This window comes from Pseudomonas sivasensis, from assembly GCF_013778505.1.
Classification (GTDB): domain Bacteria; phylum Pseudomonadota; class Gammaproteobacteria; order Pseudomonadales; family Pseudomonadaceae; genus Aquipseudomonas; species Aquipseudomonas sivasensis.
This window is the reverse complement of sequence record NZ_JAAOWU010000006.1, coordinates 12819-35723: the sequence shown is the minus strand read 5'-3', so window position 1 is coordinate 35723 and position 22905 is coordinate 12819. Positions and strand designations below refer to the sequence as shown.

At 60.5% G+C, this 22905-nt stretch carries 18 protein-coding genes and 3 pseudogenes; 8 read left to right on the top strand and 13 right to left on the bottom strand.

Features of this window, described 5'->3' with window-relative positions:
- Window positions 1–16 precede the first annotated feature (16 nt).
- Entirely contained in the window at window positions 17–1126 is a 1110-nt protein-coding gene (locus tag G9Q84_RS12655; protein ID WP_122765139.1) for a GlxA family transcriptional regulator, read from the top strand.
- 183 nt (window positions 1127–1309) lie between these two features.
- Here the strand turns inward: G9Q84_RS12655 and G9Q84_RS30015 are convergent.
- Together G9Q84_RS30015 and G9Q84_RS30010 are read right to left on the bottom strand one after the other, a co-directional pair.
- A pseudogene (locus G9Q84_RS30015) lies at window positions 1310–1786 on the bottom strand (methyl-accepting chemotaxis protein); the annotation flags it as partial.
- 111 nt (window positions 1787–1897) lie between these two features.
- Window positions 1898–2665 (bottom strand): annotated as a pseudogene (locus G9Q84_RS30010) (PAS domain-containing protein); the annotation flags it as partial.
- A 180-nt stretch (window positions 2666–2845) separates the two neighbouring features.
- On the opposite strand from G9Q84_RS30010, the gene G9Q84_RS12645 reads away from it, so the two are divergent.
- Both G9Q84_RS12645 and G9Q84_RS12640 read left to right on the top strand, forming a co-directional pair.
- Window positions 2846–3226, top strand: coding sequence for a RidA family protein (locus G9Q84_RS12645; protein WP_032887358.1), 381 nt, complete (start codon window positions 2846–2848; stop codon window positions 3224–3226).
- 70 nt (window positions 3227–3296) lie between these two features.
- Window positions 3297–5276 (top strand): peptidase U32 family protein, encoded by a 1980-nt coding sequence (locus tag G9Q84_RS12640; protein ID WP_032887361.1) that lies wholly within the window; start codon window positions 3297–3299, stop codon window positions 5274–5276.
- Here the strand turns inward: G9Q84_RS12640 and G9Q84_RS12635 are convergent.
- Window positions 5254–6169, bottom strand: a pseudogene (locus tag G9Q84_RS12635) (DMT family transporter). The gene G9Q84_RS12640 and the pseudogene G9Q84_RS12635 sit on opposite strands and share 23 nt — an antisense overlap.
- Before the next feature lie 109 nt (window positions 6170–6278).
- Here G9Q84_RS12635 and G9Q84_RS12630 point away from each other — a divergent pair.
- A complete protein-coding gene (locus G9Q84_RS12630; RefSeq protein ID WP_122753321.1) occupies window positions 6279–6713 on the top strand; it encodes an Lrp/AsnC family transcriptional regulator in 435 nt (144 codons plus the stop codon).
- Here G9Q84_RS12630 and G9Q84_RS12625 read toward each other — a convergent pair.
- From G9Q84_RS12625 to G9Q84_RS12595, 7 genes are all read right to left on the bottom strand, one after another.
- A complete protein-coding gene (locus tag G9Q84_RS12625) occupies window positions 6710–9247 on the bottom strand; it encodes a hypothetical protein (protein ID WP_207182453.1) in 2538 nt (845 codons plus the stop codon). The genes G9Q84_RS12630 and G9Q84_RS12625 overlap by 4 nt on opposite strands.
- Before the next feature lie 63 nt (window positions 9248–9310).
- Window positions 9311–10801 (bottom strand): PKD domain-containing protein, encoded by a 1491-nt coding sequence (locus G9Q84_RS12620; RefSeq protein ID WP_181643436.1) that lies wholly within the window; start codon window positions 10799–10801, stop codon window positions 9311–9313.
- A gap of 652 nt (window positions 10802–11453) precedes the next feature.
- Window positions 11454–12914 (bottom strand): xylulokinase, encoded by a 1461-nt coding sequence (gene xylB, locus G9Q84_RS12615; RefSeq protein WP_179178987.1) that lies wholly within the window; start codon window positions 12912–12914, stop codon window positions 11454–11456.
- Between the two features lie 16 nt (window positions 12915–12930).
- The gene (locus G9Q84_RS12610; protein WP_181643435.1) at window positions 12931–13923 is read right to left on the bottom strand and encodes a LacI family DNA-binding transcriptional regulator; all 993 of its coding nucleotides are present in this window, start codon (window positions 13921–13923) and stop codon (window positions 12931–12933) included.
- A gap of 21 nt (window positions 13924–13944) precedes the next feature.
- On the bottom strand, window positions 13945–14877 hold the full coding sequence (locus tag G9Q84_RS12605) for an ABC transporter substrate-binding protein (RefSeq protein WP_181643434.1): 933 nt from the start codon (window positions 14875–14877) through the stop codon (window positions 13945–13947).
- 34 nt (window positions 14878–14911) lie between these two features.
- The gene (locus G9Q84_RS12600; protein WP_032887379.1) at window positions 14912–15889 is read right to left on the bottom strand and encodes an ABC transporter permease subunit; all 978 of its coding nucleotides are present in this window, start codon (window positions 15887–15889) and stop codon (window positions 14912–14914) included.
- Window positions 15882–17414, bottom strand: a complete 1533-nt coding sequence (locus G9Q84_RS12595; RefSeq protein WP_181643433.1) for a sugar ABC transporter ATP-binding protein — start codon at window positions 17412–17414, stop codon at window positions 15882–15884. Before G9Q84_RS12595 ends, G9Q84_RS12600 begins: the two co-directional genes overlap by 8 nt.
- A 248-nt stretch (window positions 17415–17662) precedes the next feature.
- Here G9Q84_RS12595 and G9Q84_RS12590 point away from each other — a divergent pair, with 248 nt between their 5' ends.
- From G9Q84_RS12590 to G9Q84_RS12575, 4 genes are all read left to right on the top strand, one after another.
- On the top strand, window positions 17663–18271 hold the full coding sequence (locus G9Q84_RS12590) for a hypothetical protein (protein ID WP_242461434.1): 609 nt from the start codon (window positions 17663–17665) through the stop codon (window positions 18269–18271).
- A 249-nt stretch (window positions 18272–18520) separates the two neighbouring features.
- A complete protein-coding gene (locus G9Q84_RS12585) occupies window positions 18521–19879 on the top strand; it encodes a sensor histidine kinase (protein WP_032887384.1) in 1359 nt (452 codons plus the stop codon).
- Window positions 19864–20247 carry a response regulator gene (locus tag G9Q84_RS12580; RefSeq protein WP_032887385.1) on the top strand — a complete coding sequence of 128 codons (384 nt, stop codon included), beginning with the start codon at window positions 19864–19866 and terminating at the stop codon, window positions 20245–20247. Before G9Q84_RS12585 ends, G9Q84_RS12580 begins: the two co-directional genes overlap by 16 nt.
- 9 nt (window positions 20248–20256) lie before the next feature.
- Window positions 20257–21504, top strand: a complete 1248-nt coding sequence (locus G9Q84_RS12575) for an EAL domain-containing response regulator (RefSeq protein ID WP_032887387.1) — start codon at window positions 20257–20259, stop codon at window positions 21502–21504.
- Window positions 21505–21509: 5 nt separating this feature from the next.
- On the opposite strand, the gene G9Q84_RS29540 is transcribed toward G9Q84_RS12575, so the two are convergent.
- The 3 genes from G9Q84_RS29540 to G9Q84_RS12565 form a co-directional block, all read right to left on the bottom strand.
- The gene (locus tag G9Q84_RS29540) at window positions 21510–21644 is read right to left on the bottom strand and encodes a hypothetical protein (RefSeq protein ID WP_260366890.1); all 135 of its coding nucleotides are present in this window, start codon (window positions 21642–21644) and stop codon (window positions 21510–21512) included.
- Between the two features lie 11 nt (window positions 21645–21655).
- Window positions 21656–21868 carry a hypothetical protein gene (locus G9Q84_RS12570; protein WP_032887388.1) on the bottom strand — a complete coding sequence of 71 codons (213 nt, stop codon included), beginning with the start codon at window positions 21866–21868 and terminating at the stop codon, window positions 21656–21658.
- A 68-nt stretch (window positions 21869–21936) separates the two neighbouring features.
- The gene (locus G9Q84_RS12565; protein WP_032887390.1) at window positions 21937–22482 is read right to left on the bottom strand and encodes a hypothetical protein; all 546 of its coding nucleotides are present in this window, start codon (window positions 22480–22482) and stop codon (window positions 21937–21939) included.
- Between the last annotated feature and the right edge of the window lie 423 nt (window positions 22483–22905).

Here is a 22905-nt window from a genome sequence, read left to right as displayed (position 1 = left end):
TTGCGTTGAATCCAGTATGTCGAGGCTCGCCGTGCCGCTCCATGCCAAACACCCCTCCTTTACTGCCACGTCGGACATCGCTGTGCGCACGGTGGTGGTGCTAGCGTTCGATGACTTGCTGCTGCTCAACGCCGCTGGACCGCTGGAGGTGTTTGCCGCGATTCCACGCCTGCTGGGCGGCGCGTTTGCCACACAGGCGCCGTATCGGTTGCTGCTTGCTTCACCGTTTGGAGGCCAGGTCAGCTCGGTGTCGGGGATCAGCGCCAGCACCCAGTCACTGGAACAAATCGATCAACAAGCACCCGACATTGATACGCTGATCGTCGCGGGCGGCCCCGGCATGGACGCCCTGGAAGCCAACGAGCATGCCTGCGCCTGGCTGCGCGGCCGCGCCCCGGCGATCCGTCGCCTCTGTTCAATCGGCACCGGCGCCTTCGCATTGGCCGCCGCCGGTTTGCTCGATGGGCGCAACGTAGTGACCCACTGGAAGTTCGCCGAAGCATTGCAGGCACGTTACCCCAAGGTCATCTGCCAGACCGACGCGTTGTACCTGCATGACCGCAACTTGTGGACGTGCGGCGGAGCCACCGCAGGCATCGACTTGGCGTTGGGACTGGTCGAGCAGGATCTGGGGGCCGACGCGGCGCTGTCATTGGCGCGCTATTTCACCGTGTTCCTGTGGCGCTCGGCCGAGCAACCGCAGTTGAGCGCTTCGCTCAAAGCCCAGTCCACCGCTCTGCGCACTGATCCCGATGTACGCCTGGCGCGCTTGCATGCGTGGATTGCGGGCAACTTGAACGGTGATCTACGCGTGGAGCGCTTGGCCGAGCAATTCGGCATGAGCCCGCGTCACTTTGCGCGAGCCTATGTCGCCGCCACGGGCGATACGCCCGCACAGGCGGTGGAGAGTTTGCGCTTGGAAGCCGCCTGCCGGGTGTTGGCCACCACGAGTGAACCCATCAAGCGGATCGCGCAAACGGTTGGTTTCGGCCGTGAAGAGCGCATGCGGCGCGCTTTCCAAAAACAACTGGGCACCAGCCCGCTGGGTTATCGCAACCAAATGAAGGCAGCAACCCACCAGGCACCGTTTCCGATGGGGATCGCGCTGCAGGGTTTGGCGCATTGAGTTCAGCTAAGCCCAGCGCTCAAGGACGCCCCCACAAAAAAATCCGCCGTAAAACGTGAGCGCTGGCTTGCCCGCGACAGCGGCCGTTCGGTGTACCTATCCACTATCTAGGTAACGGCGGCTCACTTTTGGAAAAGAGCCCCAAAAGCAAGCCTGAGACCAACATCAACAGCGAGCCAGCGATTAGCCAACCCAGCCTATGGCAGTCTTGGGAATCACCTCCGACTCATCCAGCTTCGACGCAAACATACTCACCGCCTGCACCGCATCGCTGGTGCTGGTGCGAATCTGCAAGATCACCGAACCCGCCTGGTCCGCCAACTGGACGCCGCGTTGTGCGCCTTCCTGGGTGGCGTTCATGCTGGTCACTGCGTCGCGGGTTTCCGAAAGGATCATGCCGATCATCTCGGCGATTTCCGCTGTGGAGCGACTGGTACGCCCGGCCAGTTGCCTGACCTCATCGGCCACCACCGCAAAGCCACGGCCTTGGTCGCCGGCCCTTGCGGCCTCGATGGCGGCGTTGAGCGCCAGCAGGTTGGTCTGGTCGGCGATGCCACGAATGGTGTTGACGATGGCGGTAATTTGCTCGGAACGATCGCCCAACTGCCCGACCAGGCGCGCGGATGAGCCGATGTTTTCGGCAATCCGGCGCATCTCCGTGGCGGTTTCCTGGATAACCTGGGTGCCGTGCTCGGCAAACCGTTCGGTCTCGGACGAGATGTGGTAAGCACGGGAGGCGCCACGGGAGTCTTCTTCGAACTTCTCTACACGTTCGGTGATGTCGCTGGCGAACTTGACGATCTTGATCAGCTTGCCGTCGCCGTCGTAGACCGGGTTGTAACTCGCTTCGAGCCACACGACCCGGCCATGTTTGCCAAGGCGCTTGAATTGCCCGGTGAAGAATTCGCCATTGTTCAAGCGCCGCCAAAAGTCCGCGTACTCATGGCTGTTGATCAGGGCCGGTTCGCAAAACAGGCGGTGGTGTTTGCCTTTGAGCTCGGCCAGCGAATACCCCATGACGTTCTGGAAGTTGTCGTTGGCGTCCAGTACCTGCCCGTTCAAATCGAATTCGATAACGGCCATCGCCCGGTCCAACGCCGTCAGTTTGCTGCGCGTAGCGGCTTCCTGTTCAACCTTGGCAGTGACGTCCAACGCGTACTTGACCACTTTCAACACCTGGCCACGCTCATCCAGCACCGGGTTGTAGCTGGCCTCAAGCCAGATAGTCCTGCCTTGGGAGTCCACCCGCTTAAACGTACCTGACACGAACTTTCCGGCCTTGAGGTCAGCCCAGAACTGGCCATAGGCCGAGCTGCTGGTCAGCGCTGGCAAGCAGAAATCACGATGGGATTTGCCGAGCAGTTGCTCACGGCTGTAACCCAGCGTCCTCAGGAAGTTGTCGTTAGCACTCAACACCTTGCCATTGAGGTCAAATTCGACCACGGCCATGGAGCGTTCGAGTGCAGTAAACAGTCCTTTGTATTCGGTGACTTCGGCCGTCCTGGCCGCCAGTTCTGTTTTAACTGCTTTATTGAACATGACGTACCCTCAACCGTGCGAAGAAGCTGTCTGTAACTGGCTATCGGCGGCTGAATACGCGACTTTACGCGGTTTTTAATGTTTATTTTCTGGCGTCAAAAAGCCGCGCATTGCGGTTTGCCCGCGCGGCTGTTTTCGGGGACCATGGGCGCCTTTGCAACCTGCCAACGAGAGGCGCCCATGGCCAACCACGACCTGTCCTACACCCCCGATCCTGATGCTGACTCCATCTCATCCGACGTAATTGGCTTCAACGGTATCCTGGTCTCCACCCAGATCCCGACCCGCGCCGACGGCAGCCTGGAGCTGGGCGATATCTCCCTGCAATGCGAATGCACCCTGCAAGCGCTGAAAGTCGCGCTGGAAAAGGCCGGCAGCTCCATGGATCGGGTAATGCACCTGACCATTTATCTGACGGATATGGCCGATCGTGCGGCCTTTAATGAAGTCTACAAACGCTTCTTTGCCAAGCCCTGGCCCGTGCGTGCGGCGGTTGGCGTTGCTGCATTGGCGGTAGAAGGCATGCGCGTGGAAGTGACCGCGATGGCCGCCCAGGCCTGAGTTGATGCCGGTCAGGCATTTCACAGCTACAATGCGCGCCTCAACCGTGACAAGCCTGACTAAAAAAACTATGTCCATGCCCAAGCATCACCTGGAATTGCTCAGCCCTGCCCGCGATGTCGCCATCGCGCGGGAGGCGATCCTGCATGGCGCCGACGCCATCTACATCGGCGGCCCAAGTTTCGGCGCCCGTCATAACGCGTGTAATGACGTGAGCGATATCGCTCAGTTGGTAGAGTTCGCCCACCGTTACCATGCGCGCGTCTTCACCACGATCAACACGATCTTGCATGACAACGAACTGGAACCCGCGCGCAAGCTGATCCATCAGCTCTACGACGCCGGTGTTGACGCGTTGATCGTGCAAGACCTGGGTGTGATGGAGCTGGATATTCCGCCCATCGAGCTGCACGCCAGCACCCAAACCGATATCCGCACCCTGGCCCGCGCGAAGTTTCTCGACCAGGCCGGTTTCTCGCAGTTGGTCTTGGCCCGTGAGCTGAACCTGCAGGAAATCCGCGCCATCGCCGACGAGACTGATGCCGCCATCGAGTTCTTTATCCACGGCGCCCTGTGCGTGGCGTTCTCCGGGCAGTGCAACATCTCCCACGCGCAAAATGGCCGCAGCGCCAACCGTGGCGATTGCTCCCAGGCTTGCCGCCTGCCGTACACCTTGAAAGACGATCAGGGCCGCGTCGTGGCCTTTGAAAAGCACCTGCTGTCGATGAAAGACAACAACCAGAGCGCCAACATCCGCGCCCTCGTCGAAGCCGGTGTGCGTTCGTTCAAGATCGAAGGCCGCTACAAGGACATGGGCTATGTGAAGAACATCACCGCCTATTACCGCCAGCGCCTCGACGACGTGCTTGAAGACCGCACAGACCTGGCCCGCGCTTCCAGCGGCCGCACCGTGCACTTTTTCCTGCCTGACCCGGAAAAAACCTTCCACCGTGGCAGCACCGACTATTTCGTCAGCGACCGCAAGATCGACATCGGCGCCTTCGACACGCCGACCTTCACCGGCCTGCCGGTCGGTACGGTGGAAAAAGCCGGCAAGCGCGATCTGCAAGTGGTCACCCATGAGCCGTTGTCCAACGGTGACGGTTTGAACGTGCTGGTCAAACGCGAAGTGGTGGGTTTTCGCGCCAACATCGCCGAACCCAAGGGCGAGTTCGAGGAAGACGGCCAGAAGCGCTATCGCTACCGCGTCGAGCCGAACGAAATGCCGGCCGGTCTGCACCAGTTGCGCCCGCACCATCCGCTGAACCGCAACCTGGACCATAACTGGCAACAAGCGCTGCTCAAGACCTCGGCGGAGCGCCGTATCGGCCTGTCGTGGGTCGCGCGCCTGCGTGAAGACCAGCTGGAAATCACAGCTACCAGTGAAGAAGGCATCAGCGCCAGCGTCACCCTGCCCGGCCCGTTCGGCGCGGCCAACAAGCCGGAGCAGGCGCTGGATACCCTGCGCGACCTGCTTGGCCAACTCGGGACTACCGAGTATCACGCGACGAATATCGAGCTGGACGCGCCACAGGCGTTCTTCGTCCCCAACTCGCAGCTCAAGGCATTGCGCCGCGAAGTGATCGAAACGCTGACTGCGGCCCGTGTCGCGGCTCACCCCCGTGGTGGACGCAAGGCCGAGACCACGCCGCCGCCGGTTTACCCGGAAGCGCACCTGTCGTTCCTGGCTAACGTCTACAACCAGAAGGCCCGCGACTTCTATCATCGTCACGGCGTCCAGATGATCGACGCTGCCTTTGAAGCCCATGAAGAAACCGGCGAAGTACCGGTGATGATCACCAAGCACTGCCTGCGCTTCTCGTTCAACCTCTGCCCTAAACAGGCCAAGGGTGTGACGGGCGTGAAAACCAAGGTCGCGCCGATGCAATTGATCCATGGCGACGAAGTGCTGACGCTGAAGTTCGACTGCAAGCCGTGCGAGATGCATGTGGTGGGCAAGATCAAGGGGCATATCCTTGGCTTGCCGCAGCCGGGCAGCGTGGTGGAGCATTTCAACCCGGATAAGATCATCTTTCAGGGCACGCACTAACCCTGCGGGAGCGGGGCCACCACCAGCCCCGCTGCAACCCGGCAGCCGCCAGCAGAATAGCCGCCACCCCCAGCCATTGCAGCCAGCCCAGGCGGTGGCCAAAGGCAATCCAATCGACGACGATCGCCGCTATCGGGTAGATAAACGACAGCGCGCCGGTGATGGCCGTCGGCAGTTTCTGGATCGCCCCGTACAGCAACACATACATCAACCCGGTATGCACAACGCCCAGGGCCACCAATGCCGACCAGGCATTACTCGCCTGCGGCAGGCTATTCCAAGGCACCAGCGGCGCCAGTAGTAGCGCACCGGTAATCACTTGGATCAACGCCATCAAATGCGGCGGTACGTCCTTCAAGCGCTTGATGATCAATGCCGCTACGGCATACAAAAACGCTGCGCCCAACGCCAGGACGATTCCCGTCAAATAGTCCCCGCCACCGCTCTGCTGCTCGCCATGGGCAGTGACAATCGCCAGCATCCCCATAAACGCCACACTCAGCCAGGCCAGTTTCTGTAAGGTGATTTTTTCACCGAGAAACAGCGCCGCCAGCATGACCAACAGGAACGGCTGAACGTTGTACACCGCCGTACTGATGGCGATGGATGCGCGGGAATAGGATTCAAATAACAGTAACCAATTACCGACGATGGCCACGCCGCTGAGCATCGCCAGCCCGAGCCGGGCCCAACTGAGCAGGTCCAGGCGCAGATAACCCAGCACCGCGCAGACCAGCAGTAACGTGAGCCCACCGATCACACAGCGCCAGAACACCACCTCAATCACCGACACGCCCGACACCAGCACAAACCAGCACAAACCAGCCAATGGTGCCCGAGATGAGCATGGCGGCAACCATTTCCCAAGAACCGCGACGGATCGATGTATCCATGATTGGAGCTCCTCAAGTGAGGCTCAATTATGGCAATCTGCGCGTGATCGGCTCCAGCGACTAAAAAAGGCAAACACCGGAAATCACCTTTTCTTATTAGGCGAACACCATGATTGACACCATCGACCAGCAACTGATCGCCGCCTTGATGGACGACTCGCGTTTGTCGCTCAAGGCCCTGGCGGGTATTACCGGGCTGTCCTCGCCCAGCGTTGGCGAACGCTTGCGTCGCCTGGAAGAACGCGGCGTGCTGACCCACTACACCGTGGACATTGACCCCAAGCATTTTGGCTATTTGCTGCAAGCCATCGTGCGCATCCGTCCTCTGCCCGGTCAGTTGCAGGAAGTGGAACGCCAGATCCAGGCGATCCCCGAGTTCACCGAGTGCGACAAGGTGACGGGCGAAGACTGCTTTATCGCCCGTCTGCATGTACGCACCATGGACCATCTCGACAGCCTGCTTGACCGCCTCAACGTCTATGCCGAAACCAACACGGCCATCGTCAAGAAAACCCCGGTAAAGCGGCGTTTACCGCCCCTCTAGGGTGCGCAGGGCGCCAGCCGTCGCCAAGGTTTGGCGCTGCCTGTGATGACCCAGTTCAAATCCGGCCGTTGGTTTTGCGTCCAGTGCGCCACCTCATAGTTGTAGCGGTCATACGAGACTTTCTCGTTGTTGACCGAATAGGCTTTGCTCGCCACCCACGGCGGCGCGCAATCGCCGGCTTGCTCCGGTGGGCTGATAATCACCGAATGACTGGCGCTGGCCGTGCGATTGGCGGCGTCGGTGACAGTCAGCCCGATGCTTCGCGCGCCCGCAGTGGTGGGCGCGGTGAACGTTGGGCTGACTGTCACCGAAGCGGCCGGGGTAAAGCCCTCTGCCTGCCATGCGTAGCGTAACGAGAGCCCACTTGAGCCGGTCGCCGACAACGCCAGGGATTTGCCCGCTTCGACCGTGGTAGGCCCACTGATCTGGGCGACGGGCCTGGCGGACGGTACGACGCTCACCGTCTTGCGCAGGTTCAGGCTGGCGTTCTTGCTGTCTGTGACGGTCAATGACACCGTGGCCGGGGTCACCATGCTGACCTGGGCCGCACGCAGTGTCAGCGACGGGCCATCGACCAGCGTACCCTCCAGTGGCGGCGAAATGGACCACGCGTACTTCAGTTCGCCGCCCGGCGGGTTCGAGGCTGCGTCGGTAGTTAACAGGATGGATGCACCGGTTTCTACGTCGTCCGCGCTGATGATTTTACCCACTGGCGGTAGCGGATCAGGCTCTGGATCAGGCTCAGAGCCGCTGGCCTTGACCAACACCGCGACGGCTTTTTTGACACTGTTGCGGGCCGCGTCAGAAACCGTCACCGCCACGGTGACCACTTGATCGGTGGTCACTTGCGGCGCGGTCCAGGTCTGATCGGCGCTGTTGGGCGTGGCGCCGATCAATGAGCCTTTGACCCACGCGTAGTTCAAGGGATTGCCAACGGGCGAGGTAAACGCGGCCTGGTAACGAATGCTTTGGCCACTTACGACTTCCAGAGGGCCGTTCAGTTGACCTTGGGGTGGATTGGCGCCGGACGGCTCTCCAACAACCACGCGAGGCGTGTTGTAAATCACCGATCGAAGGCCGCCGTCGCTGACCGTGGCCTGAACCACCAACCCACCGTTATTACTCGACTTGACCGCCTTCACTCGGGCCGTGGGCTGCTCGGGGTCGGCATCCAACAATTCGAAGCTGGCGGTGTTCACCCACCAGCGATAGCTCAGATCCCGGTCTTCAGGGTTATCAATGATCACCCGGGGCTCGAAGATGTCCCCCACGTTGACATGGTTAGGCAAGATCATGCGCCCGATCAAAGGGGGATATTCATACGCCTTGATCTGGATGGTTTTGTTCGGCAGCGATGCGAAGCCCACACCATCTCGGACCAACACCCTGACGTAACCATTCTTGTTAGCCATCAACTTAGGCGCCTTGAGGGTGATCTCCCGCTGATCGCTAGGGCCTATTACCGTCAAGGCGCCTTCGGGCGGCGATGTTACGGTCCATACGTAGGTCAGTTCACGATTGTGTGGGTTGCCGATTTCGACGTGCTGGGTGAAGGCCTGATCGCTCGGAACTTGCGTTTCGCCGACGATGGTTCCCCCGACCAACTGGGTATCTTTTTTGACGATTACGTTTTTGTGCAAATTCAGCGTTGCGCCGTTGCTGTCGCGTACGTCCAGGGCCAACTCAAGCGTCGTGTCAGCCGCGACCGGCGGTGCCGTGAGGGTCACGCTCGCGGTATTGCCCACCTGGCCCGTAAACCCAGGTGGGATCCGCCAGTCATACATCAAGGGCAAGTTGCCGGGGGAGTTGACCAAGGCCGTAAAGGTCGCGGTGGTTTTTTCCACCACCTCCGCCGGAGCGTTCAGCTCGCCTTCGGGCCCGCCTTGTCCCTGGCTGCGCACCACGACCACATGCTCTTCACGGGCCTGGACCTGCCCGTCATCGACCCGAAGGGCCAAGGTGTACGGCGTCGGCGTGGTCACCGTCGGCGCGTTGAATTGCAGCCGCGCACCGTCGGTGTGTGCGCCGAGTTCGGGCGGCGCTTCCCACGTGTAAATCAGCGGGTTGGCGCCTGGGTTGATGGAACTCGAACCCGCGCCGTCCAGTTGCACGCTGTCACCACTGCTGGCCTCGGTGGGTCCGCTGATCACAATCATCGGTGGCATGGGCGGAGCGGTGCCGGGTTGCCCTTCGCTGTCCATCACGTGCCCGACCACTTTCAAGGTGTCCGCGCCCGCATGGGCCAGCAGCAAACTGGCGTCCTGGGCAACGTTGCCGAAGCGGGTGTAAGTGACGGAGTTAGTGGGGATTTTTGTTTTGGTGATCAGACTCCCCCCCACGTTGGCCAGGAAATTACCGTAATCCACCGCCGGGTTTACGGTGAAGTCGCTTGCAAGGGACAGCCCCACGGCCCCTTGGTAGTCAATGAACCCTTCCTTGAGACGGACCCAGGGCGTGCTGTCGTCGGCACAGGCCTGCAACGTCACTGGCTGATCATTGCCGTTGTTGCGCACACACAGCTCCGGGGTATCCATGGCGTGCAGGCGTCCACTGCCATCGAGCAACCAGCGCGCCGCATTGGGCTCATGACAAGCCTCCTACGCCACCAACCCGAGGGGGTTGGTCGCGTCCTTGACCACGCAGTTTTTGGATTCGAACTCGATCGGACGTAAGCGCCCTGCCGCCGCTGGCACGGGCCAGTCCATGCGTAGTTGCGCCAGCAAATTGTGCAGCTGTTGCTGCAAGCCAACAGTCACCGGCGCGTCGCGGTTGACCCTTGCCCAGTGGTCCACCGCCGCCAGACGCTGCTGCAAAGTCCTTGCGTCGTCACAGGTCTTGATCAGCCGCCAGTTCATCGGCGCCACCAATCCGCTCCAGACGGCCGGTGCACGTCGCGCAGAACTACCGCTCGCAGGCACGATGAGACGGTACAGATTGCCTTGGTAACTTACCGGCTGGCCGGGCACGGAATACACCTGCGCGGGGTCCCATGGCGCTACGTTTTCGCAAGCGTCCCCGAGGGTGCGCGGATACACCCGCACGCTGGCCACGGTGGTGTCCACGGCCCCCGTGGCATTCCTGACGGTGAGGCGAAAGCGATAGTCGGTGGGCACCTGGACTTCAGGGAAATGTGCGACGGCCATGTCCGACTGGCTGTTGTCGATCACAGCAGCCGGGGCACCTTCAAGCTGCGACCATTCGAATTGCAGCGCGTCCACGCCAGGGTTGCGTGACGCCTTGGCATTGAGCGTGGCACGCTCACCGGAAAACGGCAGGTCTTTTTGCCCCAACTCCACGAAGCCACTGGCGATGGGCGCCCCTGTTGGATCGGGAGGTGGGAAAAAGCCGGCGATTACCGAATGCCAGTTGTTGATGGAACGTACATTGTCATTCACGCCCTCCACCCCGGTGGGTAATCCCTGGTACGTCAATTGCGGATTGGAATAGACACCAATACGTACCGAGGACGGTGTGGCACCGCCGCAATACCCCATGAGGGTGTGCCAGTAAGGCAAGACGCTACGCTGGCAATAACCACGGGAATACGGATAGGGCGTCCCGGCATCTTCATGGTGTGCGCCCAATAAATGACCGACTTCATGGGCGTAGGTCTGGGCGCTGTGCATGGTCGCGTAGGCATGGCTTTGTCTCAGCGATGTGGGCCCTGCGGTGGACGCGAGGCCGCCATCGGTATCCAGCATTGCGATGACCACATGGGCCTTTAGTTGGGTGCGAATATCACTGCTTAACGTCCCGACCGGGCTCAGCAACCGATTCATGCAGGGCAAATCGCCCAGGCATTGCTTGGATGGCTGGTTGTAGTCGATGTGCGCCACCCCTGCATTTTCAAACACCCCGGTCACCCCGCTGAGCTGGGCCACCGTCTTGAAATACTCGAAGTGCTTGATGCCTTGTGCGACGGGATCAACCAACGCATCGCGAACATCGTTGCTATAGACCGTCAGGACACGTATCGGCTGCTGCACCGTGTCGCCGTTGCGCGCAACTGCCTGCACATCGCGTGCGTTCAGGGTGTCGACAAGTGGGGGGGTCAGGAAGGTCAGCGTCTTGCCTGCGCGAGACGGCAACCTGGCCATTCTCCATGGGTAAAATTTCATAACTGACCCCGTCCACGATAACGGTGCCGGTGACACGCTCATCATGGGCGATCAGGATCGCCAGGTTCTTGGGGTCTATGGCCAGGTCATGGGACAGGTCAGTACCGGGAGAGATGTAACGACGCCCGGATGCGGAAGGTTGCACCTCACCCACCCACACCGTGGCCCCGGACTGCTGGGAAACTCGAAGTTTCTTGACCCTGACCGTCACGCTCCGGTCCAACGGAATGTCCAGCCACTGCTGTGTATCAAGCAACAATTTTGCGTTACCACGGCCCAGGCTGGCGGGCTGGCCTAGCACGGTTCTCGGGGCACCACTGTCAAGGATGATCAGGGAGGGAGCATCGTCAGCCCGGGCGGTGCCCGTCGCAACAGTCACCCACACAAAGGCAATTAATACCAAGGCAGGTAATGCAAGGCGAAGCGCCCCTTTCTGCCACGTTGCAAGGGTGGAAGGATTTTTTTCGGAGCGCATCGTGCTTCTCCCTGAGTAGTCAATTACCCAGTTGCAGCAGCTGATTCCACTCGCTCCGAGACTGCGCCGGCGAAATGCCCGTGGCACAGTAAACTCGCAACTGACGCCAGATTTAACTGTAGTTCAATATGCGCGACAGGCAGCCCTTCAATCACGCAACGCCTTGGCGGCGGGCAATAACTGCTTGAATTTGGCATAGCGCATTTCCAGTAACCCATGCTGAGCCAAATCAGGCTGATAACGCGCCTTCACCGGCATACCCGCCTGCAACAACTCCGCGCCCTGCCCCATCGCCAGAAACCCCAGCTTCGCCGCCCCAATACACGCACTCAGTTCGCTGCCGTGCAGGGTATGGACTTCCCGCTGGAGGATGTTGGCCAGCAGTTGGGCCCAGTACTCGCTGCGCGCACCACCGCCCACCAGCGCACAGGCGCCGACACTGGCACCAGCGGATTGCACGGCGCGCAACGCATCCAGCAGGCCAAAGCCCACGCCCTCCATCACTGCATAACCGAGCATGGCGGGATTGCAGTCGTGACCGAGGTTCATAAACCCACCCCGCAACAATGGATCGTTATGGGGCGTACGCTCACCGGCCAGGTAAGGCAGAAACAGCGGCGTATCCAACGGCACCGGCTGTCCGATCGGGAATTGCGCCTGCACCTGATTCAACAGCGTTTGCTCATCCGCCGTCCCGGTGAGCCGAGTGACCCAGCGCAGGCAACTGGCGCCGGCGAGCATGGCGCCCATGGTGTACCAGCGGTTGGGCAGCGCATGGCAGAAACTGTGCACAGCGCTGGCCGGGTTACCGGCAGCGTGATCGGTGATCGCGACCAGGGCCGCGCTGGTACCAAGGGTGATAAACGCATCACCGGCATTGATCGCCCCCATACCCACTGCGGCCACCGGGTTATCGCCGCCACCACCGGCGATCACCACGTTTGTCGGCAAGCCCAGGCCACTGAGCGTCACGCACGCACTCGCGGCGCCACCTTCCACCAACCGGGGCATCTGCGCAGGCGTGAGGCCCGTTGCATGCAGCATCGGGGCGAACCACTCACGTTGCGCCACGTCCAGCCACAGCGTACCCGCCGCATCGGACATCTCGCTGATCCGCTCGCCACTGAGCCGCAAACGCAGGTAGTCCTTGGGCGACAGCACACAGTCAATCGCCTTGAATACCTCAGGTTCGTGCTGTTGCAGCCACAGCAACTTGGGTGCAGTCAGCCCGGCCATGGGCAAACTGCCCGTGACCTCGGCAAAGGTCGGCCCCAACTGTTCGGCTTCGGCCACGGCGCGGGAGTCGTCCCACAGGATCGCCGGGTACAGCACGCGGTCGTCCTCCCCGAGTAAAACCGCACCGTGCATCTGCCCGGACAGCCCGATACAGGCCACTCGGGCAAACGCTTCATGCTGGCGCAATTGGTCCAAGGCCTGCAGGCACGCCTGCCACCAATCTTCCGGAGCCTGCTCGGACCAACCGCTGTGGCGCCGTGACACGCTCAAGCGCACGCCGGCGTGGGCCAGTACAGCACCGCCGGTGTCCATGAGGATGGCCTTGAGTTCCGAAGTGCCGAGGTCGATTCCGAGGGAAACAGGACTGTTCATACGTGCGTTATTCCAATCAATCACAGCCGCAGGAGTTACGTAATTGCAGGGTGGGTGCCAGTCGTACGCTCTGGGGTGGCGCGCCGGGCGCAGCCATGCGCTGCAGCAGCAACTCGACCGCGCGTGCGCCGAGGGCCTTGACCGGTTGCGCGATCAGGCTCAGACGCGGCACAAACAAATCCGCCCAATCGAAATCATCGAACCCCACCAGGGCCATTTGCCCCGGCACCTCGATCTGCGCCTCCCGCAGTGCCTGCATGGCACCGAGGGTCATCAGGTTATTGCCGGCCATGATCGCCGTGGGCGGCGCAGCCAAAGCCAGCAACTGAACGGTGGCCTGGCGTGCCGGCTCAGTGTTGGAGCCGCCGTCGACCAGCAGTTGCGGATCAAACACCAACCCCGCCGCTTGCAAAGCGGCTTTGTACCCCGCCACTCGCTCATCCGTGGTGCTGAAGCCGGCACGTCCGGCGATGAAACCGATACGGCGATGCCCATGGGCAATCAGGTGTTCAATCAGGGCCTGGGTCGGTTGGGCATTCTCCACCCCGACTTGATCGAAGTGCTCACTCATCATGCGATCCACCAACACCGCTGGAATCTCGTTGGCCTGCAAATACGCCAGGGCCATCGAGCCGTTGGACGGCGCCAGGACAATCCCATCGACCCGTCGATGATGCAGCGCCGTGACCACCCGCAATTCCTGCTCCGGGTCATCATGGGTATCGACAAACAGCATCATGTAGCCGTGTTTGGCGCACTCGGTTTCAATCGCGTGCACGGTTTCGCTGAAGTAATGGTTGGACAACGCCGAGATCGCCACGCCAAGGGTGTTGGTACTGGAGCGGGCCAGCGAGCGCGCCAGGGTATTAGGGATATACCCCAACGCCTGGATCGCCCGCTGCACCGCCTGCACCGTGGCCGGGCTGACTTTGCGGGTGCCGTTCAACACGTGGGACACGGTCGACGTCGACACCCCCGCCCTGCTTGCCACGTCATCCATGGTGACCACGGCGCCGTTCCTCTCAATAGATCAATGTTTACTGGACCAACCGCTGTACGTACCGACGTTGTCGCGGGTGATCAGTTTGGGGGTCAGCAGGGTAACCGCTTCGGCCGGGGCTTTGTCATTGAGAATGTCATTGCCCACGTTCACGGCAGTCTGGGCCATGGCCCATGGGTCCTGGCTGGCGGACGCCTGGATCTGGGTGTCGGTCTTCAGGGCGTTCTCGATATCCGGCGCGCCGTCCACTGAGGTAATGATGATGCCGCTGCGCTTGAGCTGTTTGGCCGCCAGGTCGCTGCCGATGGCTTGCGGGTCGTTGATTGCGAACAGGCCGTCAATTTTGGCGAAGCGCGTCAGGTAACCCTGCATCACGTTCAAGCCGCCCTCGCGGGAGCCTTTGCCGTCCTGGTCGTCGGAGAGCACCTTGATCTCTGGCGCCCCGGCCAGTGCAGCCTTGCAGCCTTTGACTCGATCGGTCACAGCGGTCACTTGCGGGCCGTTCTGGATAATCACATTGCCTTTGCCCGAGAGCTTGTCCACCAGGTACTGGCAAGCGAGCTTGCCGGCTTCGACGTTGTCGGTCTGCACGGTGGCATTCACGCCTTTGGCGTCCACATCCACCGCGACCACGACGATACCGGCGTCGCGGGCTTTCTTGATCGCCGAGGCCATGGCGGACGGGTCAACGGCGTTGATCAGGATGAGGTCGACCTTGGACGAAATGAAGTTATCGATCTGCGAAAACTGCTTGCTCAGGTCATAGTCGGCCGACACCGAGGTGACCTTGACGTTGGGATTCAACACCTTGGCGCGGGCGGTTGCGCCGTCGGCCAGGGTCACGAAATACGGGTTACCCAACGAGCCCATGCTGATGCCGAGGGCTTTGAGCTCCCGGGCCTCCACTGCTTGCGACATCAGGGCGGCCAAGGCAATGACAGGAAACAGGTGTTTAAGCTTCATGGGAGTCTCTCTTGTGATTGTTGTATGAGTGAAATCAGGTCCGCGCACCGGACTGGCGATAACGATCCAGCGCCACGGCGCCAATGATCACGATGCCCTTGATGATGTACTGCCAGATATCCGATACGCCCAGCAGCACCAGGCCATTGGTGAGCACCGCGATAATAAGCGCACCGATCAGCGTGCCTCCAATGGTGCCCACGCCGCCGGTAAAACTGGTGCCGCCGAGGATCACCGCCGCAATCGCATCCAGCTCATAGGATTGCCCGAGTTGCAGGCCATTGGCGGCAAACAGGCGCGAGGCGCTCATCACCGCGCCAAGCCCGGCCAACGCACCGGACATGGCGTAGACAAACAGCAGCACTTTCCACACCTTGATCCCGGACAGCCGCGCGGCTTCTGGGTTGCCGCCCACCGAGTAGATCTGCACGCCCATCACGGTGCGGCGCAGGATGAACCACGACAACGCCACCACTGCCACGGCGATCACCACTAGCCACGGCACACCAAGAATCGAATCGTTGCCGATAAACGCAAAGGGCAGGTCGGGGTTGAACACGGTTTTGTCATCCGCCAGCAACCGTGCGAGGCCGCGCATCGCGGTGAGTGCACCGAGGGTGACGATAAACGGCGGCAGGCGCATAAAGGCGATCAGCCCGCCGTTGACCAGCCCCAGCAACAGGCCAAAGCCAATCCCGGCGGCAATCCCGAACATACCGAACTGCGGCGACATTGACGCTTGCAATGCCACCACGGCGGACGCGGCTAGAATCGCCCCCACGGACAGGTCGATGCCCGCCGTGAGGATCACGAAGGTCATACCCGCCGCGAGCACCACGTTGACCGAGGCCTGTTGGGTGATGATCGACAGGTTTTGCACCGTCAGGAAATTCTCGCTGGCCAGGGCGAAGCCCACCAGCAGCAAGATCAGCACCGGCAACATGCCGACCGTGCGCATCAGTTCGCGCACGCGCTCTGCCTTGCCTGTTGTTGCAATCATCGAATCAGCCATGGGCAACCACCTGATCGCCACCGGTGGCGAGGTCAATAATACGTTCCTGGGAAATAGCGTGGCCGGAAGCCCCGCCGACTTCGGCCACCAACTGGCCTTCGCGCATGATCAGCACCCGGTCGCAGGTGCCGATGATTTCCGGCAGTTCGCTGGAAATCACCACAATGCCCACGCCGGCCTGGGCCAGTTGATTGATGATGCGGTAAATCTCGGACTTGGAGCCGATGTCTACGCCCCGCGTCGGTTCGTCGAGGATGAGCACATGGGGCTTGACCTCCAACAGCCGCGCCAGCAACACCTTTTGCTGGTTGCCGCCGGACAGCGCGCCGACATTGACCTTGCCCGACGCGACGCGAATCGACAGGGACTTGATAGCGTCATTCGAGCGCTGCGCCGCAAGACCGCGATCCAGCAAGCCGCCGGCATGGGCATCCGGCACGCAGGCGCAGACGTTGATGTTGTCGGCCACGCTCATATCCAGGAACAGGCCCTGGGCCTTGCGGTCTTCGGTGAGGTACACCACGCCGGCGCGAATCGCGTCCGCCGGGGTGCGCAGTTGGGTGACGGTCTTGCCCACCACTTCCAGGGTGCCGCTGGTGCGAGGGTCGGCAGCGAAGATCAGCCGCGCCAGCTCGGTGCGCCCTGCCCCCACCAGTCCGGCGATGCCCAGCACTTCACCGGCGTGTAAATCGAAACTGCAGTTGCGCACGCGTTTGCCATCGGCCATGTCGCGCACGCGCATCACCACGTTGCCGGGGTTGTAGGCGGCGTGTTCTTTCTTATAGAAGCCGGACAAGTCACGGCCCACCATCATCTTCACCAGCACCTCGGCCGACAGCGCATCGCGGGTGAGTTCGCCGATGTACTGGCCATCGCGCAACACCGAGACGCGGTCCGACAATTCATAGATTTCGGCCATACGGTGGCTGATATAGATGATCGCCAACCCTTGGCTGCGCAGTTGCTTGATCAGCGCGAACAGCCGGTCGGTCTCGCGGGACGAGAGTGGCGTAGTGGGTTCGTCCATCACCAGGATTTTGGCGTGGGCGTGCAAGGCGCGGGCGATTTCCACCAGTTGGCGCTCGGCAATCGACAGGCTGCTGACCTGAGTTGACGGCGTAAACTCAGCTCCCAGGCGTTGCAGCACTTCGACGCAGCCGGCCTGCATGCCTTTGCGGTCGATGGTCCAGCCTCGGCGCAGCTCACGGCCCAGGTAGATGTTCTCGGCCACGCTCAGGTTCGGGCACAGGCTCAGCTCTTGATAGATCACGGCGATGCCGAGGGCTTTGGCGGTGGCGGGGTTGTAAGTGGCGATGGCTTGGCCGCTGATGCGAATTTCGCCGCCGGGGTCGGCCTGGTAGGCGCCGGAGAGGATTTTCATCAGCGTCGATTTGCCGGCGCCGTTCTCCCCCATCAAGGCGTGGATTTCGCCGGGGTAGACCTTCAGGCCGACACTTTTGAGCACGCGCAAACCGCTGAAGGTTTTACTGATGCCCTGCATCTCAAGCAAGGGTTCAAGGCTCATGGCTGAGCTCCTGGTTTTATTATTTTTGTGGTTAAGCGAGGCCGACTCTAATCCAGATACATTTTCGTACGCAAGCGCTTGCTTAGGCATTTTTGTCATTGAAGAAACGTTTCACCAAGCTGTTTGGTGAAATCTTGCGGGTAGCAGGATGGATTTGGTTACAACCCTATGCCCGTAGGGTAAGGGGCAAAGACAGATGACCTGACTAGAATGCGCGCCCCTCATTCACGCGGAATAAATCGAAGACCATGCCCCTTTCCAGCGCCGTCGTTTATATCTGGTTTCCCGTATTTGCTAAGCAAGAGACAAACGTCGGCCACGCCGCCCTGTACATCGGCGACCCACATATCGGAAAAAATATAGAGCGCAATTACTACGCGTATGCAAATAGAGAGGCACGGCATGTCGACAGGGGTGCGATCGAGCATGTCAATACCAACTACGTGAGTTGGTGGCCGGAAACTGACGCGCAGTGGTTAGGCAAGCAGCCGCAAGGACGCAACCTGTTCCTGGAGTCGGACATAAGCGCCGAAGGCAGCCCTCCCCATCTGGTCTATACAGTCTCCGGGCTGGACGTGGCGAACATGCGGGCCGAGTGGTTCAAAATACGCAACAAAACCAACGCCCATTACGATTTGTTCCGCAAAAACTGCTCCACCATCGTTTTGCGAATACTCACGGCGGGCGGAGCCCTGAAAAACTTACCCACTGCCAAGCACCTATGGTTTTCCAACAACCTTTACGTCACGCCGAAAAACATCGCGCAGATTTGCAACGAACTGCGCAATCTCAACATGGCCGTTAAGGCCAGAAGCAGCAATTGCCCACAAAGAGAATTCATGTTCGGTCTGCGCTGAGGTAAACCAGCGCTGGCGCAGGTCGTTTATCCATGAGTGAAACGATTCATTAACGACAAGCCTCAAAGGCACTCATATGAGTGCCTTCCAATCCGAAGAGATAGACCAAGACATCAAATCGCCATAATGTCTGCTATTGTCCAAGGACCTCATCTCCTCCTCGTCGCTTCATCGCGATCTTCTGTGAGCATGCTCTGCGCCCTCGCCCACTGACGATGGCGGGCCTTACGTTCACGGAACCCCACCACGATGGATAAAAGCTCAACCGACCACCCCAGCGAACCGCAGTCACGCGCTGAAAAAATCGTCGAATTCAAACGCCAGAAAACCCTGCTCAAGACCGGCGCCCTGCAAGACGCCATCTTCAATAGCGCTTATTTCTCCAGCATCGCTACCGATGAAAAAGGCGTGATCCAGATCTTCAATGTCGGCGCCGAACGCATGCTCGGTTATGCCGCTGTCGATGTGGTCAACCGCATCACCCCCGCTGACATTTCCGACCCTGCCGAGCTGATCACCCGCGCGGCGGCCCTCAGCGAGGAACTGGATACGCCGATCACCCCCGGGTTCGAAGCGCTGGTGTTCAAGGCCTCGCGCGGCATCGAGGACATCTACGAGCTGACCTATATCCGCAAGGACGGCAGTCGGCTATCGGCGATGGTCTCGGTGACGGCGTTGCGCAATCGCAATGACACGATCATCGGCTACCTGCTGATCGGTACCGACAACACTGCGCGCAAACAGGAAGAAGCCGAGCGCAAAGGCTTTGAGCGCGCCCTGGAAGAAAAGAACCTGGAGCTGGAACACGCCAACCACATGAAGTCCGAGTTCCTCGCGACCATGTCCCACGAACTGCGTACGCCGCTGAACGCGGTGATCGGCTTTTCCGAGGCGCTGAAGGACGGGCTGGTGGGCGACATGACTGATGTCCAGCGCGAGTACATCGGCGATATTTTCACCAGCGGGCAGCACTTGCTGTCGCTGATCAACGACATCCTTGACCTGTCCAAGGTCGAGGCCGGGATGATGGACCTGGAACTGGAGCCGGTGGAGCTGGCCGGTTTATTGGCCAACAGCCTGTTGATCGTGCGCGAAAAAGCCGCCCTGCAGCGTATCCAACTCAAACTCGACAGCCAGGACGACCTGGGCACGCTGATCCTGGACCTGCGCAAGACCAAGCAAATCGTCTACAACCTGCTGGCCAATGCGGTGAAGTTCAGCGCCCACGGCAGCGACGTGACCCTGGCGGTGCGTGAGGTCAGTCGCGATGAGGTGGGGCTGGTCGCCGGCGATTGGCCGGTGCATGGCTTTGCCCTGCAACCCAGCGCGCACCGCCGCTTTCTTGAGTTGAGCGTCAGCGACAGCGGTATCGGGATTGCCCCGGATGACATGGGCAAGCTGTTCAAGGCGTTCAGCCAGATCGACAGCAGCCTGGCACGCAAATTCGAAGGCACCGGCCTGGGCCTGGCGATGGTCAAGCAGCTCACCGACCTACAGGGCGGCAGCGTTGCCGTGGCCAGCCGCGAAGGCCTGGGCGCACGCTTTGTGGTGTGGCTGCCGCTGCATCGCGCCGCCGCTACTGTGGAGGCCACATGGCCAACATCCTGATTGTCGAAGACAACGAAGCCAACATGCGTCTTGCGCGCTTACTGCTGGTCAACGCCGGCCACATTGTGCTGTGGGCCGCCGACGCCGAGAGCGGCCTGACCATGGCCCGCGAACACCAGCCGGCTCTGATTCTGATGGACATTCAATTGCCAGGCATGGATGGCCTGGCAGCCACTCGCCTGCTCAAGCAAGACCCTCACACGGCTCACATCCCGGTGATCGCCCTCACCGCCATGGCGATGAAGGAAGACCGGGAAAAAGCCCGACTCGCCGGATGCGACGCCTACGTGAGCAAACCCCTGCGCTACAAGGAGCTGTACCAGGAGATCGACACCCTGCTGAACCCAACCCTCACACCTCCTGAATGAGTCCTCTCCATGGCCAGCTCACCCGCAACGCTGTTGATAGTTGACGACGAACCCCAGGTTCGCAAGCTATTGGAAACCCTGCTGCAACACGAGGGCTACCTGACCCTGAGCGCCTGCAGCGGTGAAGAAGCGTTGCAGTTGGTGGCGCAGCAACCGCCGGATCTGATCCTGTTGGACATCATGATGCCGGGCATGGACGGCTATGAAGTCGCCACCCAGCTCAAGGGCAACCCGGCCACGGCGAACATCCCGATCATCATGCTTTCGGCCTTGAGCGACATCAGCGCTCGGGTCAGCGGTCTGGAAACCGGCGCCGAAGAGTTCCTCAGCAAGCCAGTGGAGCACTTGGAACTCTGGCTGCGGGTGCGCAACCTGCTGCGGCTCAAGGCCCATGGTGACCAGTTCAAACAACGCAGCGAGCAGTTGGAGCAACGGTTGCACCAGCACACCGTGCATACCACCCAGGGCAATGTGCATGATCTGGTCCGCGTAGACATGGAGAAGGCCTTGCGTGAGGCCATTGAGCGGGGCGAATTCGCCCTGCACTACCAGCCCAAGGTCGAGTTGGCCAACGGCAATATCTGCGCACTGGAAGCTTTGCTTCGCTGGGACCGGCCCGATTATGGCGCGGTGTCCCCGGCGGTCTTCGTGCCGATCCTGGAAAGCCTGGGCCTGATCGTACCGGTGGGGCGTTGGGTGATCGAGCAGGTGTGCCAGCAGATTGCCGAGTGGCAACGCAGTGACATCGGCGCGGTAGAAGTGTCGGTCAACGTGTCCGGCCATCAGTTAATCGAGGGCGACCTGATTGCCGATATCGCCCATAGCCTGGAGAGCACCGGGGTTGAGGCGCACTGGCTGGAAGTGGAACTGACCGAAGGCTCGCTGATGGAAAACACCCAGCACACCATCGCCAGCCTGCAACGCTTGCGCGCCATGGGCGTGAAGATCTCCATTGATGACTTCGGCACCGGCTATTCAAGCCTGGCGTACCTGCGCAGGTTTCCCATCGATACGCTGAAAATCGACATCGCGTTCATCCGCGAGGTCACTACCAACCCGCAGGATGCGGCGATCACCCGCACCATCATTGAACTGGCGCACAGTCTGAAATTGCGCGTAGTGGCCGAGGGCGTGGAAACCCAGGCGCAACTGGCGTTTTTGAAGGAGGCCGGCTGTGATCAGATTCAAGGGTATCTGTTCAGCCGGCCGTTGCCGGTGGTAACGCTGGAGCGGCTATTGCTGGAGCGTCTTAAGTAACGGGCTCAGTCCTGAGCTTCGGTGTTGCCCAGATCGGCTGCTTCATCCAGATCATTAAGCGGGACTTCGGCATCATCCATTAGTGACCCGGGATCTTCATTGCCTGGGTCGTTAAGTTCTTCGTCGAGTTCTTTAGACATGACCTTCTCCTCTAACCGCCTTGGGTGTCGATATCTGCATCCGTTTCAGGCTTGGGCTCGCGCTCGGGCTTGAAATCAGGGCTGTAGTCGTTGTCCTTCGCCTTGGGATCGCTCTTGGCCTTGGGGTCCTTGGGGGCGTCAGCGCTGGTGCCGGGGGCCGGTTCGCCGCGGTCAATCGCCGGATCGTTACGGTTACTGACTTGTGGATCGTTGGATGTGCTCATGGGTCACCTCTCACTGGGATCTGTAAGGTTAAGGCGCCGCGCTGCGCGTTGAAGTTCCGTCCAATTGCCTAGCGGATCGGATTGTCGACCTGGATATAAAACGCATAGATGCCCAGCAGCAACCAGAACACCATGAACAGCCACGGAGCGCGCATGGAGAACAGCAGCGACTTGCGGTAGCCCTTATGGGAAGACTCCATCTCGGAAAACAACGGTGATTCGTCATAGGCCATGCCCATTATCGGTTCGCTGCGCAGCAACTCACTCTGCTTGAAGTGCCAGTGATCGATGATGTCATACGCAGCGCGGATGCCCGGCCAGGCGTTCAAGGAACTGAGAATCCCGAGCGCAGCGAGGAAAACCGGCACCACCAGGGTAAACAACTTGCCCCACTCGGGGTTGAGGTTGCCCATGCCGGAGACAAAGGCAATCACCAGAAACGACTGCGCGGTGAGATAGGCGTCGGTACGGTTGGCCAGGATTGAGGTTTCGTACTGAATTTCTCGACGGTAAAAGTCCAGGCGGTCCTTGGGCGAGCCGAAAATCTTGGCGGTGTGCTCGCTGTGATCGTCCAGGCTCGATTCGGGTGTGTCGGGTGAAATGATTCTGGGCACGGGCGTGCTCCACAAGGATTCGAGTTTCGTTAGAAGAACCGGGCGCGAATGAAGTTCAAGTTTGTTCATGCACCACACCAGGGCGCCCATTGCCTCTTTATGGTGAATGGGCTCCGTCAGGAAGGGCTCGCTGCTGGGAGGGGATGACTCGGCCAGCAGGCTTTATGGCGTTTGGGCGCGCTGTGGCGAGCAGGTTTGCCCCCTCGCCACAGCAAACCCAGTCACCTCAAGGGCATTCCGGCACACGCATTGCTTAACCCATTCATCTGCCCGGATACAGGAGCAATCGTTACCGCCCGACCCAGAGCCGACCCCATAAGAAAGTAAGGACCAGGCCTGCTGGCACTCTGCGCCACAGGCTCATAAAAACATGCGTTTTTTGAAGCGGCAGTGCCACCCCCACGCAACCCTGGGCACTGACAA

What these genes read in the sequence shown, in the direction of transcription:
- G9Q84_RS12655 (WP_122765139.1), top strand. Translation starts at nt 17, where the DNA reads ATGTCGAGGCTCGCCGTGCCGCTCCATGCCAAACACCCCTCCTTTACT.
- G9Q84_RS12645 (WP_032887358.1), top strand. Translation starts at nt 2,846, where the DNA reads ATGGCCAACCACGACCTGTCCTACACCCCCGATCCTGATGCTGACTCC.
- G9Q84_RS12640 (WP_032887361.1), top strand. Translation starts at nt 3,297, where the DNA reads ATGTCCATGCCCAAGCATCACCTGGAATTGCTCAGCCCTGCCCGCGAT.
- G9Q84_RS12630 (WP_122753321.1), top strand. Translation starts at nt 6,279, where the DNA reads ATGATTGACACCATCGACCAGCAACTGATCGCCGCCTTGATGGACGAC.
- G9Q84_RS12625 (WP_207182453.1), bottom strand. Translation starts at nt 9,247, where the DNA reads ATGGATACCCCGGAGCTGTGTGTGCGCAACAACGGCAATGATCAGCCA.
- xylB (WP_179178987.1), bottom strand. Translation starts at nt 12,914, where the DNA reads ATGAACAGTCCTGTTTCCCTCGGAATCGACCTCGGCACTTCGGAACTC.
- G9Q84_RS12605 (WP_181643434.1), bottom strand. Translation starts at nt 14,877, where the DNA reads ATGAAGCTTAAACACCTGTTTCCTGTCATTGCCTTGGCCGCCCTGATG.
- G9Q84_RS12600 (WP_032887379.1), bottom strand. Translation starts at nt 15,889, where the DNA reads ATGGCTGATTCGATGATTGCAACAACAGGCAAGGCAGAGCGCGTGCGC.
- G9Q84_RS12595 (WP_181643433.1), bottom strand. Translation starts at nt 17,414, where the DNA reads ATGAGCCTTGAACCCTTGCTTGAGATGCAGGGCATCAGTAAAACCTTC.
- G9Q84_RS12590 (WP_242461434.1), top strand. Translation starts at nt 17,663, where the DNA reads ATGCCCCTTTCCAGCGCCGTCGTTTATATCTGGTTTCCCGTATTTGCT.
- G9Q84_RS12585 (WP_032887384.1), top strand. Translation starts at nt 18,521, where the DNA reads ATGGATAAAAGCTCAACCGACCACCCCAGCGAACCGCAGTCACGCGCT.
- G9Q84_RS12580 (WP_032887385.1), top strand. Translation starts at nt 19,864, where the DNA reads ATGGCCAACATCCTGATTGTCGAAGACAACGAAGCCAACATGCGTCTT.
- G9Q84_RS12575 (WP_032887387.1), top strand. Translation starts at nt 20,257, where the DNA reads ATGGCCAGCTCACCCGCAACGCTGTTGATAGTTGACGACGAACCCCAG.
- G9Q84_RS29540 (WP_260366890.1), bottom strand. Translation starts at nt 21,644, where the DNA reads ATGTCTAAAGAACTCGACGAAGAACTTAACGACCCAGGCAATGAAGAT.
- G9Q84_RS12570 (WP_032887388.1), bottom strand. Translation starts at nt 21,868, where the DNA reads ATGAGCACATCCAACGATCCACAAGTCAGTAACCGTAACGATCCGGCG.